Annotated in this window: 10 protein-coding genes; 3 read left to right on the forward strand and 7 right to left on the reverse strand. The window is 33.2% G+C overall.

What is annotated here, in order from left to right; all coding sequences use genetic code 11:
- Both WBN21_RS11375 and WBN21_RS11380 read left to right on the forward strand, forming a co-directional pair.
- On the forward strand, positions 1–3,008 hold a 3,008-nt coding region (locus WBN21_RS11375; protein WP_424200359.1), incomplete at its 5' end, for a CusA/CzcA family heavy metal efflux RND transporter.
- Between the two features lie 10 nt (positions 3,009–3,018).
- On the forward strand, positions 3,019–4,152 hold the full coding sequence (locus tag WBN21_RS11380) for an efflux RND transporter periplasmic adaptor subunit (RefSeq protein WP_424200361.1): 1,134 nt from the start codon (positions 3,019–3,021) through the stop codon (positions 4,150–4,152).
- A gap of 26 nt (positions 4,153–4,178) precedes the next feature.
- Here the strand turns inward: WBN21_RS11380 and WBN21_RS11385 are convergent, their stop codons facing one another.
- From WBN21_RS11385 to WBN21_RS11405, 5 genes are all read right to left on the reverse strand, one after another.
- A complete protein-coding gene (locus tag WBN21_RS11385; protein WP_424200363.1) occupies positions 4,179–5,096 on the reverse strand; it encodes a M28 family peptidase in 918 nt (305 codons plus the stop codon).
- A 139-nt stretch (positions 5,097–5,235) separates the two neighbouring features.
- Positions 5,236–6,444 (reverse strand): carboxypeptidase-like regulatory domain-containing protein, encoded by a 1,209-nt coding sequence (locus WBN21_RS11390; RefSeq protein WP_424200365.1) that lies wholly within the window; start codon positions 6,442–6,444, stop codon positions 5,236–5,238.
- Positions 6,445–6,672: 228 nt separating this feature from the next.
- Positions 6,673–7,416: a succinate dehydrogenase/fumarate reductase iron-sulfur subunit gene (locus WBN21_RS11395; protein ID WP_424200367.1), complete on the reverse strand. Its 744-nt coding sequence runs from the start codon at positions 7,414–7,416 to the stop codon at positions 6,673–6,675.
- A 9-nt stretch (positions 7,417–7,425) separates the two neighbouring features.
- Positions 7,426–9,441 carry a fumarate reductase/succinate dehydrogenase flavoprotein subunit gene (locus WBN21_RS11400; RefSeq protein ID WP_424200369.1) on the reverse strand — a complete coding sequence of 672 codons (2,016 nt, stop codon included), beginning with the start codon at positions 9,439–9,441 and terminating at the stop codon, positions 7,426–7,428.
- Between the two features lie 2 nt (positions 9,442–9,443).
- On the reverse strand, positions 9,444–10,124 hold the full coding sequence (locus WBN21_RS11405; RefSeq protein ID WP_424200371.1) for a succinate dehydrogenase cytochrome b subunit: 681 nt from the start codon (positions 10,122–10,124) through the stop codon (positions 9,444–9,446).
- Between the two features lie 222 nt (positions 10,125–10,346).
- Between WBN21_RS11405 and WBN21_RS11410 the strand changes: the two genes are divergently transcribed.
- Positions 10,347–10,646, forward strand: a complete 300-nt coding sequence (locus WBN21_RS11410; protein WP_424200373.1) for a hypothetical protein — start codon at positions 10,347–10,349, stop codon at positions 10,644–10,646.
- Positions 10,647–10,719: 73 nt separating this feature from the next.
- Here WBN21_RS11410 and WBN21_RS11415 read toward each other — a convergent pair whose 3' ends face one another.
- Positions 10,720–12,528: a T9SS type A sorting domain-containing protein gene (locus WBN21_RS11415; RefSeq protein ID WP_424200375.1), complete on the reverse strand. Its 1,809-nt coding sequence runs from the start codon at positions 12,526–12,528 to the stop codon at positions 10,720–10,722.
- 210 nt (positions 12,529–12,738) lie between these two features.
- Positions 12,739–13,573 (reverse strand): T9SS type A sorting domain-containing protein (locus WBN21_RS11420; protein WP_424200377.1); only part of this gene is annotated, 835 nt, incomplete at its 5' end.

Consider the following 13,573-nt stretch of genomic DNA (forward strand, 5'->3'; position numbering starts at 1 on the left):
GCATAGATGCTATTACTCAAAAGAGCGCTTCAAAAATGATGAATTCGGCCATATTTGGCCAACTCATTATTCTCATTGTATTCATTCCTATTTTATCATTAAGTGGTGTTGAAGGAAAAATGTTTAAACCTATGGCATTAACATTCAGTTTCGCACTTATTGGAGCCATGCTTTTTTGTTTAACATACGTGCCTGTTATTTCCTCAATGTTTTTAAAACCTAACAAACAAAGCGAAAAAAATATTTCGGTTCGGTTAATGACATTCTTAAACAAAATGTACAAACCTACCATTCATTGGGCATTAAAACACAAGAAAATAGTGGTTTCACTTGCAGGGTTTTTACTAGCGTTTAGCATATGGTTATTTAGTACTATGGGTGGCGAATTTGTGCCAACTTTAGATGAAGGTGACTTCGTGATTCAACCGGTTTTAAAAACAGGAACATCACTTGGAAAAACAATTGAAATCACCACAAAAATTGAGCAAATACTTTTAGATAATTTCCCTGAAGTTGACCAAGTAGTTAGCAGAATTGGTGCTGCCGAGGTCCCAACTGACCCTATGAGTATGGAAGAAAGCGATGTTATTATAAAACTGAAACCAAAAGGCGAATGGGTTTCTGCTGAAAGCAAAGATGAACTAGCTGATAAATTCAAAGAAGCTCTAACCATTATTCCAGGTATGGAAGTGGAATTTACCCAACCCATCGAAATGCGCTTTAACGAGCTAATTACTGGCGTTCGAGCCGATGTAGCTGTTAAAATATTTGGTGAAGATTTAACTGTATTAGCAAACAAAGCGAATGAAATTAAATCGCTAATTCAAAATGTGGAAGGTGCTTCGGATATTATAATAGAAAAAGTGGAAGGCTTACCTCAAATGAGCGTTACCTATAACCGAAGTAAAATTGCACGATATGGTTTAAATATTTCAGATATAAATCACATTATTTCCATGGGTTTTGCTGGCACAACGGTTGGTAATGTATTTGAAGGTGAAAAACGCTTTGACTTAACTGTTCGCTTAGATGACGCACATAGAAAAAATATTGAAAATCTTGAAAATTTATACATTGATACACCAAATGGAAATAAAATTCCTTTAAGTGAACTTGCCGATATTAAATACACGACTGGTCCAGCAAAAATTTCTAGAGATGATACCCGACGAAGAATTGTTGTTGGGATAAATGTTAGAAATAGAGATTTACAATCTGTTGTAGATGATGTTAGAAAGATTATTGAAAGTAAAATAAAACTTCCTGTTGGCTATAGCATTACTTATGGCGGGCAATTTGAAAACTTACAAAGCGCCAAAGCTAGGCTTTTGGTTGCAGTCCCAATTGCCTTAGTCCTAATTTTTGTTTTGCTACATTTTGCATTTGGATCAATTAAAGAAGCACTTATGGTGTATTCAGCAATTCCGCTTTCTGCGGTTGGTGGCATTTTACTATTATGGTTTCGAGACATGCCTTTTAGTATTTCCGCAGGCGTTGGTTTTATTGCTCTTTTTGGTATTGCTGTTTTAAATGGTATTGTATTAATCGAGCATTTTAAAGAACTTAAAGAACAAGGTGTAGCAAATATTGAGGAACTTATAAAAAGAGGGACATCTGAACGTTTAAGACCGGTTTTATTAACTGCAGCTGCCGCGGCATTAGGGTTTCTACCAATGGCTATTTCAACCAATGCAGGCGCAGAAGTACAACGCCCATTAGCGACTGTAGTAATTGGCGGTTTAGTTTCTGCTACCGTTTTAACGCTCATTGTATTACCCGTTTTATACGCTTGGTTTGAAGAAAAAAAAGACATTAAAATGAACAAAAAAACAATAGCGTCGGTAATAATTATTTTACTATCATTAAATATTCATTCTCAAAACGAACCAATATCAGTTGATGAAGCCATTAATTTAGCCATTGAAAACAACGCGAGTTTAAAAGCGTCCTCCTTAAAAACTGATGAATCCAAAACCTTAATTGGTAGTGCATTTAGTTTTGATAAAACGTCTATTTATTATAATTACGATGAAAATAATTTGGCTATCAACAATCAGCCTTTAAAGATTTTCGGAATATCTCAAGATTTTAAATTTCCAACGGTTTATTTTGCTGATAAATCTGTGAATAAGGCAAAATTCAACCTTCAAAAATCCAATTACAACATCAAATTAGAAGTTTTAAAACGCGATGTTCATTTGGCATACTCCAATTTAAGCTATGCTAAAAACAAGGTTAAAACCTATATGTTCCTGGATAGCTTGTATCAAAAATTTGTTAGTGCCTCCGAACGTCGTTTTGAATTAGGCGAAACGAATTATCTGGAAATGATTAGTGCAAAATCTAAACGAAAACAGCTTGAAACGGTTTATAAACAATCGCAACAAGAAGTTATTTTGGCAAAAGAACAATTAAAAAAATTAGTGCAAATAGATTCGATATCTATTCTTGATGACGATTTGCAGAAGCTAGAATTACAAAACATTTCAGTTGAGAATAATATTGGCTTGTCACTATATGAAAACTCTAAAGTATACTTCAAAGCCTTAAATCAGCAAGAGAAACAAAATCTTTTACCAGATTTGAGTGTAGAATATTTTCAAGGTTCAAACAGTAGCCTAAATAGCAATATTAAAGGGTATCAATTAGGAGTTAAAATCCCTTTGTTTTTTAGCGGACATGCTTCAAAAATAAAAGCTTCAAAAATTGCTCAAGAAGTAGTGGAAGCCGAAAAACAAGATTATAAAATCAAATTATATGCTGAATATCAAACGCTTATAGCAAAACTTCAGCAGCATAACGAGGCCATAGGTTATTACGAAACTCAAGGAAAAACCCTTTCAGAAGAAATTATAAAAACTGCAGAACGCACTTTTAAAGAAGGCGAAATTGATTTCTTTCAATATATCCAAAGTATAGAAACCGCAACGGATATTGAACTCAATTACCTCGACAATATAAAAGCTTACAACCAAACCATAATCGCCATCAATTATTTAATACTATAATTTAATCACCATGAAACATATATTTATCCTACTTTTTTCGCTTGTATTAGTAGCTTGCGGAAATTCAGAAAAAGAAAATAAAACGAGTGTTGAAGTATCATCAAACACCAATACCATTGTAATCAGCACGTCGCAATTTAATAATGAAAACATGCAACTGGGAAAACTTGAAGAACACGAGTTCAATCAAACCATCAAAGCTAACGGCATGATTGATGTGCCGCCGCAAAATAAAGCCATTATAAGCCCGTTAATAGGTGGTTACATTACCAAAACCCCGCTTTTAATTGGTGATAAGGTTAAAAAAGGACAAGTTTTAGTAACGCTTAAAAACCCAGAATATATTGAGGTTCAGCAACAATATTTAGAAGTTTCAGAACAACTTAATTATTTAAAATCCGAATTCACCCGCCAAAAAACGCTTTTTGATGAGAATATTACCTCTCAAAAAAACTTTTTAAAAGCTGAAAGCACATACAAAAGTAGTTTGGCACATTACAACGGATTACGTGAAAAATTAGTCATGTTAAATATAAATCCATCATCGGTTGAAAAAGGTCAAATTACCTCTTCAATAAACCTATATGCGCCTATTGAAGGTTACATTACTAAAGTAAACGTTAGCAATGGCACCTATGTTTCGCCTACCGATGTGATTATGGAAATTGTAGATACTGGGCATATCCATTTAGAATTATCTGTTTTTGAAAAGGATGTTTTAAACATTAAAAAAGGACAGAAAATCGGTTTTAAAATTCCTGAAGCTTCAGATAAAATTTTTCAAGCCGAAGTTCATTTGGTTGGAACATCCATAAATCCTGAAACCAGAATTGTACGAGTACATGGGCATATTCACAATGAATCTGAAGCTAATTTCATTGTCGGGATGTTTGTTGAGGCGGACATTATAACAGAAACTGCGAAAAGTTTAGCGCTTCCAAAAGATGCTATTCTTGAACTTGAAGACAACTACTTTGTTTTGGTTTTAAAAGAAAAATTGAATGATAATTATGTTTTCGAAAAAATTAAAGTAGATCTTGAAAATGAAACTGAAACTTATGTTTCTATTTCGAATACAGACAATTTGATTAAAAAAGAAATTTTAACAAAAGGCGGATTTATGCTACTTAACGAGGGTGAATAATTAAATAATCCTTTCTGAAATTTAAATTAAAATCTGGATTCATCAATGGTATTGAATACTGAAATGATGGTTTTTACGGCTTCAATATAAAATGCTGGTTGAATGTTTTCATAATCATCGGTCGGTTCGTGATAATCTTTATGATCTTCAACACCAAAATATAAAAACGGAATATTCTTTTTATGAAAATTGGCATGATCTGATGAGTAGGTCCAATTATCTAGACCATCATTGCCATCATGACCTGTTACCAATTTTATTTCTGATGAAGGATTCGATTTTGTAATCAAGTATTTTAATTGCTTGTTTTCAGAAGTGCCCGTAACATACAACTCATTCTTATCGTTTCGGCTAATCATATCCATATTCAGGTTTAATACGATTTCCTTTGAAGAAATAATGGTATGATTCACATAGTATTTAGACCCTTGAAGCCCTAATTCCTCCCCATCAAATGCGGCCAAAATAACTGAGTGTTTAGGCGGATGCTTTTTAAAATATTCCGCGAAAGCGAACAATGCACTTATTCCTGATGCATTATCATCAGCGCCATTATAAATCTTACCATACTTAACCCCTTCATGATCGTAATGCGCGCTTATTACAATATATTTATTAGAATATTCAGAGCCTTCAATAAATCCCAAAACATTTACGGCATTAAATAGTTTGCCTTTTTTTGTAAATGAAAATGATTGCTCAAATGACTTCCCCAAAGGTTCAACCTGTAAAGAATGAAATTGATTTATAATATATTTTCTAGCTTTATTAGCACCATCTGAACCAGTTCTTCTTCCTTCAAATGCATCAGAGGATAATGATTTAACATGTTTAAGAAGTTCCTTTTCGTTAAATAAAGAACGCTTATTAGATTCTGCTTGAGCAAATATATCAGCAGGATAAAATATGAGGTAAAAAAATATTAATAGTAATGTTTTATTCATAAAATTACTTATACTAATTTATGACTCTAACACAAAAATCTCGATTATAATTTACTTTAAAATCATTTTTTGAATATAGTTATTAAATATCAAAGCCCATACAAATAATAATATGGGCTTGAGCTAATTACAAAAAGAATTAATTTACTCTTCTGAATTGTTTTTGAATAGGCAAGTTAGAAATAGTTTCTAATTCCTCTATACTTTCATTATAAAATGCCGTATTGGGCGGAATACTTAACTTTCTCCAGAATGATGGCTCGTAAGCTGTTTTAATATCACCTATATCCTCATGATAAACTCTATAAACCGAACGATCATATTTGTTTGGCATCAATTTTTTAACGCCTATAACAAAGGCCTCATGCTTGTAAGATTCTTTAACTGTATTTTTATTAGTTTTTAGTTTCTTTTTATCGGCTTCTGTCAATTTTCCTCTACCCGTTCTCGTCCTTTTATGGTAACTCAAATAAAGCTTCCCGTTTTCGTCCTTCTGATAAACATAAACTGCATTTAGTTGTTTCGTTTCTATTTTATACACGCCATATGTTTTTGTACCAACATAATACCTGACGTACCTAGGAGTTTCTTGCTTATGCCATCCTTCAACAATGGCAATTTGCTCACCATCATAAGATGAATAACCACTAACTTTCCAATTATACTCATCAGTATTAATACCTTCTCTCAAAGGACTTTTCTTTCCGATTTGATTTACAGCATGTCCATTCATTTTCTTTTTCACAAGTCTATGATCTTCTGATTTTCTGCCAGATACGATTTCAACACCACTATAGGCTCCATTTAATGGTCCTTTATCTAATATATTAATACAGTGTTCCACTAAAAACCTAGCTTTTTCATCTTCTGTAGAAAAACGACGATAAATCATTTTTAACTCATGAGGTGTATTGATTGTGTTTTTTTCAAGGTTTTTATATGCTAGTTCTATATAATCTTTTGCTGACTTAGGTTTAGTTATAGGTTGAGCAATTGATTTAGACTTCACCTTCAGTTTTGATTTTGCCTTTGTCGCACTTATAGGTTTAACAATTTGTTTTTCCTTTTTAACAGATTTAATATTTCCACCACCAATAACAATAACTTTGTCCTTTAAATCAATATAATCTTGAATAGTGATTTTTTCGGTTTCGTGCCCAAGACTGGAGACTTTAATAATATCATTTGAATCAAAATCACTATTTGAAAGTGATAACATGAACTTACCTTCTTCTGTTGTCGAAGTTCCTAAAAACATTGTAGGAAGACTAACTGAGGCGTACTGAATAGGTTTATTATTAGCATCAACAACAACACCTTTAATATCTAAGGAGTTTTGACTGAACATAATAAAACAAGAATTTAATAATAGTAGAATTAGGAGCTTTTTCATTTTAGTAGGAATTACAATTTGAGTCACTTCCTACAAATTTATAAAAATAAAACGACATAATACTAATTTAATCGATTAAATACATTAATTATCAATACTATAATGCCATTTAACTATTCTCAAAAATAAAAAAGCCCATATCAAAAATGATATGAGCTTAACATATTATGTAAATAAAGTTACTTACTTAATAGCAGCTTTCATTAATTCTCGGTTCATTCTAGCTATATTATCTAAAGAAATTCCTTTAGGACATTCTACTTCACAAGCGCCTGTATTTGTACAGTTTCCAAAACCTTCCAAATCCATTTGCGCCACCATGTTTTTAACACGATCTACAGCCTCAACTTGCCCTTGTGGCAATAAGGCATATTGAGAAACCTTAGCACCAACAAATAACATGGCAGAGGAGTTTTTACAAGTTGCTACGCAAGCGCCACAACCAATACACGTTGCTGCATCCATAGCTTCATCTGCGGCATGTTTAGAAATTGGAAGTGAATTAGCATCTTGAGTATTTCCAGAAGTATTTACTGAAATATACCCACCAGCTTGTTGAATACGCTCAAAAGCCATTCTATCTACTACTAAATCTTTTATAACTGGAAATGCAGCTGCTCTAAATGGTTCGATAGTTATTGTATCGCCATCTTTAAACATACGCATATGTAATTGACATGTGGTGATACCTCTATCTGGACCATGAGCTTCTCCATTAATATACATAGAGCACATACCGCAAATTCCTTCGCGACAATCATGATCAAAAGCAACTGGTTCTTCGCCAGAGTTCACTAACTGCTCGTTCAATACATCCATCATTTCAAGAAATGACATGTGCTCTGAAATCTCAGTTACTTTATAATCGACCATTTGACCCTTTGATTTTGAGTCTTTTTGTCTCCAAATTTTAAGTGTTAAATTCATAGGTCTTTTTTATTTGTATGAACGTTGTTTAAGTTCAATATCTTTAAATTCTAATTGTTCTTTATGTAATACCGCATCGGCAGGTTCTCCTTTATATTCCCAAGCTGAAACGAAAGCATAGTCTTTATCATTTCGTTTTGCTTCTCCTTTTTGAGGGCCATCTAATTCAGCTGACTCTTCTCTAAAGTGCCCGCCACAAGATTCTGCTCTTGTTAAAGCATCCTTGGCAAACAATTCTCCTAGCTCTAAGAAATCAGCAACACGACCAGCTTTTTCAAGCTCTGGATTCATTTCATTGGCTGTTCCAGGTACTGAAACTTCTTTCCAGAATTCTTCACGAATGGCTTTAATTTCAACCATAGCTTCTTTTAATCCTTTTTCGTTTCTAGACATACCACATTTATCCCACATCACTTTACCAAGCTTCTTATGGAAATAATCAACAGATTTAGTTCCTTTATTATTTACAAAGAAATCTATTTTATCTTTTACTTCTTTTTCAGCTTCTTCAAACTCTTTGGTATTTGTCGGAATTTTTCCTGTACGAATATCTTCAGATAAATAATCTCCAATAGTATATGGTAAAACAAAATAACCATCAGCCAAACCTTGCATTAAAGCAGAAGCTCCTAACCTGTTTGCACCATGATCAGAGAAATTTGCTTCTCCAATACAATACAATCCGGGAACTGTAGTCATTAAGTTGTAATCAACCCAAACACCTCCCATAGTATAATGTACTGCAGGATAAATCATCATTGGGGTTTTGTATGGATTTTGATCTATAATTTTCTCATACATCTGAAATAAGTTTCCGTATTTAGCCTCAACTATAGCTTGACCTAATTCGTATATCTTTTCTTTAGTAGGATTTGTAATATTATGAATCTTTGCTTGTTCTTTACCGTAACGATCAAAAGCTGATGCAAAATCTAAATACACAGCTTCTCCTGTGGCATTTACACCATAACCAGCATCACAACGCTCTTTAGCTGCTCTAGAAGCAACATCTCTAGGAACTAAGTTCCCAAATGCAGGATAACGTCTTTCTAAGAAATAATCTCTATCATCTTCAGATAAATCAGTTGGTTTTTTACTTCCTTCTTTAATAGCCTTAACATCATCTAAATGTTTTGGCACCCATATACGTCCATCATTACGTAAAGACTCAGACATCAAGGTTAATTTAGACTGATAATCTCCTGAACGTGGAATACAAGTTGGATGAATTTGTGTATAACAAGGGTTTGCAAAATACGCTCCCTTTTTATGGATTTTCCAAGCGGCTGTAACATTACTACCCATGGCGTTTGTTGATAAGAAATATACATTTCCGTATCCACCAGTTGCTACCACAACAGCATGTGCTGAATGGCGCTCAATCTCGCCAGTAATTAAGTTTCTAGCTATAATACCTCTTGCTTTTCCATCAACTTTTACAACATCAAGCATTTCATGACGATTGAACATTTCAATCTTACCACGAGCAATTTGACGATTCATTGCAGAATAAGCCCCTAATAATAGTTGTTGTCCTGTTTGGCCTTTAGCATAAAATGTTCTTGAAACAAGTACACCACCAAATGAACGGTTATCTAATAATCCACCATAGTCACGAGCAAAAGGAACTCCTTGAGCCACACATTGGTCAATAATATTTCCTGAAACCTCAGCCAAACGATATACGTTAGCTTCACGAGAACGATAATCGCCTCCCTTTACAGTATCATAAAACAATCTGTATGTTGAATCTCCATCTCCTTGGTAGTTTTTTGCTGCATTAATTCCCCCTTGGGCTGCAATTGAATGCGCACGACGAGGTGAATCTTGATAAGCAAATGCTTTCACATTATATCCTAACTCAGCTAAAGTTGCTGCTGCAGAGCCACCAGCTAAACCCGTTCCTACAACAATAATGTCAATATGACGCTTATTTGCAGGATTTACTAAGTCGATATGATTTTTATAATCTGTCCATTTATCTTGAATTGGACCCTTAGGTACTTTTGAATCTAATGTTGCCATATCTATGATAATACGTATTTAAGGTGATGAAATAAAGCAATTATAATAAACCCTAGTGGGATTAATATAGAATACGCTTTACCAATATTTTGTAGAGTCTTTTTTCTTCCAGCGGTTACTCCCATTGATTGAAATGCAGAAGTAAATCCGTGTGCCAAATGCAATCCTAACAGTATAAATGCTAAAACATAAGCTATGGTTCTTACATGACTATGGAATTTTTCAACCAATTCTGGGAAATATCTAAATTCACCATGGTGTAAACCAGTCATATCGCCAACAACATATTTAGTATTCAATTCTGGAATCCAGAAATCAATAAAGTGGAGCACAATAAATGCTAGTATTGCCAATCCACTATAAATCATGTTCCTACTCATCCAAGTTGAATTTGCAGCACCATTATTTTTGGCATATTTAACACCATTGGCTTTTTTGTTTTTTAGTTCTAAAACAAATCCCATAACAAAATGAAAGACTACACCAAAAATTAAAACTGGTTGTAGTGCAAATTGTACTAACGGATTTGTTCCCATAAAATGAGATAACTCGTTAAAAACAGATTCACTAAAGAGTGATGTAATATTTACTGCTAAATGAATTATTAAGAAAAACATTAAGAAGAATGCAGATAGCGCCATAGCTATTTTTCTTCCAATCGAAGATTTAAAAAATCCGCCCATTATTTTGAAGTTGTTTTTTTGGTTTTAACAAATATAGTTAGGGACGTACTCTTAGACAAATAACAGATGTCATGTTTTCTTTATTTAGAATGATTTTAAGAAACCTTATAATTGCTAGTTATTTCGTCAAAAACTAAGAATATTTTAAAAGAACAGCTATGATAATAAATAATTGATAGCTTTTTTGTTAATTTGTTGCCTAACTAATTAATATACAATAAAATGGAAGAGTATTTACCTTTAATTATTCAACTAGTAAGTGGTGCAGTAGGTGGAAACATTGCTGGATCGCTATTGAAAAATTCATCTCTAGGAACATTATGGAATTCCATAGCTGGTATTTTAGGCGGCGGACTTGGCGGTCAAGTTCTAGGAATGTTAGGTATTGACGGCGCAGCTGCGGCTGAAGCATCAACAGGATTAGACCTTAACAGTATTATTGGAAGTGTTGCCGGCGGTGGCGTTGGTGGCGGAATTGTTATGGCCGTAATTGGATTAATTAAAAAAGCAATGAACAAGTAAATTTTCTTAGGTCAGTAATAAAAAAGGAGGCACGAAAAATGCCTCCTTTTTTTAATTAAAATATGTATAGTTATTAATCAACTATAAGTTTTTTGGTGATATAAGTGACATCTGAATGAATGGTTACAAAAAATACACCTTTTGAAACATTTGTTAAACTTATCGAATTTAAACGAGACCCATTTGAAAAGTCTTGTTGAGCAACAACTCTTCCGCTAACATCATAAATAACTACCTTCTCTAAATTAATAGCGCCATTATTACTAATGTATAAATCACCTTTCGTTGGGTTTGGATACATTTTAATACCGGCACTTAGTTCATCTTCCTCTATTCCTAATGCGCAACTTCCAGAATAATTTGTCATCAATTCTTGATTACATACCTGAGTATCCGTGCTGTTATTATGAATTAAATTTGCAAGCTCTATATTATTATTATCTAAATTCCTTAAAGATTCTCCTTTAGTAATGGCATAATGCATCACATTATTAGTATCAATAATATGATCTAGCTGCCTGCAATGCCCTAATTCATGAAGCGCTACACTTTCAAAATCATACTCCGTATCACTTGGGTTTTGCGAATTAAAATTCCAATTTATTTCATCATCAAAAACAATATCAAATTCTTTTACGTACCATTCAAAAACAGGGCTACCATTTACTAAAGTGGTACATCTTGAATAATAACTAGTTCTTTGTCCTAGAACGGTATCGGGCAGGTCGTCTTCTGCATTAGCACTTGCGCTATTATCGAATGCTAGCACATTTTTATTGTCTAATATTGATTTATGCATAGCATCTGAACTTGACACCAAACTTGACTCGTCCAAATCCCAATTCATTTGCGTTTCACAACTCCAAGTTTTTAATGCTCTTTCAAAGGCATTTTTTGCTTCGGTTTGTTGAACAAAATCTGATGTCATTTGCCAAGTAAAACCTCCATTTCCATTATTACTAACAAGTTGGGTTGGATAGGCTATATTATCACTAACAATATTGGCCTGAGCATAGCTAATGGAAAGCGAACTACTAGATGTGAAATTGCTACCGTCATTGTGTGTAATTCTTATTTCACCCGTTCCTGCTTCCGAAGGAATTTCAACTGTAATTTTTGTGTCTTCCCAAGTTAAAACTTGCGTATCTAAAGCATTAATAAAACCATTCCCTGCGTTATCTGCATTCCTAAAACCAACATTGCCTTTGGTTGTTCCAAAATTAGCCCCATTAATAGTTAAAATTGATTTTGTTCCAGCAGAAGCGGTTGTTGGAGAAAAACTCGAAATTTCAATTGGTAACAAGCCTATTTTATTGGCTAGTGACACTTTACTTTCAATATTAAAATTTGCCAATTCAAAATAATCTAATTGTGTGACATTCATTATTTCATTGTAAAAACTCGTGGTAATGCCTTTTGTTGAATTAAACTGATTTATCACCAAATCATTTGATAAATCATACTTATAAAAGCCTTGCAGCGATCCATAAACTTTGTATTGCTTTTTATCTGATTGTGCCTTAGAATCTAATGTTGTGGAATTATCATATAAAGTAAAAACACCAGTATCGCCAATTTTTAGTTTTAAGCTTGGGTAAACAGTTTGCGCATCAGAATCTACCGTTCCGCCTGGCGTTACTACTTCGATTGTTAAAAACCCTTCACCTTTAAATACTTTGTATACTTCAACAGTATTAACGGTATAAATCTTTGCATGATTAATATCCCAAAAAGATTTTTTTGAAATAACTTTTCCTTCTAAAACTAAATTTGATTTTTCAATTTGCTGACCTAATGATACTTCTTTAATCATCAACTGAGCCCAGGTTGGGCTCGAAATAATTAGAATTAATAATAAACTAATAAGGTTGCCTTTTCTCATTCTCTCAATTTTTAAATTAAACAATTCCAATCTTGAGGGATTGATTGTTTTCATTTTATCTACGTGGTCTTTTTGCTGTATGGACTACCTTGAAATGTTAAATTCGATAAGATGCAAATTATTGAACTATTAATATTACAGCGACAAAAAAAAAGAGGCATTCATACAAATTGTATAAACGCCTCTTAATTAAACAAGTAACTTAAAAACTTACTCGACTATTAACTTTTTAGTTATAAAATGATTATTAGAATGGATATTCACAAAATACATGCCTTTTGACGTATTTTCTAAATTAATGCTTTTAGTAGTTGGTGTATTTGAAACATCAATCTCTGAAATTAATCGTCCACTTACATCAAACATAACCACCCTTTCTATTTTTTCTGATGATATGTTTTTTATAAAAAACTCTTTTTTTGCTGGAATAGGAAACAAATCTATACCATTTTCCATGTTAATACTTTCAACTTCTAAGGTACAATCTCCTGCATAATCGGTCGTAAGGTTTAAAACTGGAAAACCACAAATTTGATTAGTGCTGCTTCTAGATTGGACATCATTTGCCACATCAATACTATTAGAATCAAGGATTGTATTTGTGGTATTTTTTAAAATAGTATAATGCATAACGTTGTCAGAGTTAATTACATGGCCTAATTGAAGGCCATGACCTAATTCATGTAATGCAACAGTTTCAAAGTCATATTCGCCATCGTCAAAAGTACCCGTTCCAAAATACCAACTAGTTTCACTATCAAAAACAATATCTAAATCAGTTACCGACCAAATAACCTCGTCAGAACAAAGTCGTCCAACATATTGTGAATAACAGGTACCTAACACCCCTGCCTCCAATTCAAAACCATTATCAAACCTAATAACATGCTCATTATCCGCACCATTAACATCTGTTGCAGTAGCTGTGCCACCAATTTCCCAATTAACACGAGTCTCACAGCGCCAACTATCAAAAGCTCTTACAAATGCGGCTTTAGCATCTGGATGCTCAGAATCATCAAAAAATTGGGTTTGCATTTTCCAA

This window comes from Algibacter sp., assembly GCF_049667265.1.
Lineage (GTDB): Bacteria > Bacteroidota > Bacteroidia > Flavobacteriales > Flavobacteriaceae > Algibacter_B.

Excerpts from the sequence above, each read along its gene's own strand:
- WBN21_RS11395 (WP_424200367.1), bottom strand. The coding sequence starts at position 7,416 with ATGAATTTAACACTTAAAATTTGGAGACAAAAAGACTCAAAATCAAAG.
- WBN21_RS11405 (WP_424200371.1), bottom strand. The coding sequence starts at position 10,124 with ATGGGCGGATTTTTTAAATCTTCGATTGGAAGAAAAATAGCTATGGCG.
- WBN21_RS11400 (WP_424200369.1), bottom strand. The coding sequence starts at position 9,441 with ATGGCAACATTAGATTCAAAAGTACCTAAGGGTCCAATTCAAGATAAA.
- WBN21_RS11380 (WP_424200361.1), top strand. The coding sequence starts at position 3,019 with ATGAAACATATATTTATCCTACTTTTTTCGCTTGTATTAGTAGCTTGC.
- WBN21_RS11410 (WP_424200373.1), top strand. The coding sequence starts at position 10,347 with ATGGAAGAGTATTTACCTTTAATTATTCAACTAGTAAGTGGTGCAGTA.
- WBN21_RS11385 (WP_424200363.1), bottom strand. The coding sequence starts at position 5,096 with ATGAATAAAACATTACTATTAATATTTTTTTACCTCATATTTTATCCT.
- WBN21_RS11390 (WP_424200365.1), bottom strand. The coding sequence starts at position 6,444 with ATGTTCAGTCAAAACTCCTTAGATATTAAAGGTGTTGTTGTTGATGCT.
- WBN21_RS11415 (WP_424200375.1), bottom strand. The coding sequence starts at position 12,528 with ATGAGAAAAGGCAACCTTATTAGTTTATTATTAATTCTAATTATTTCG.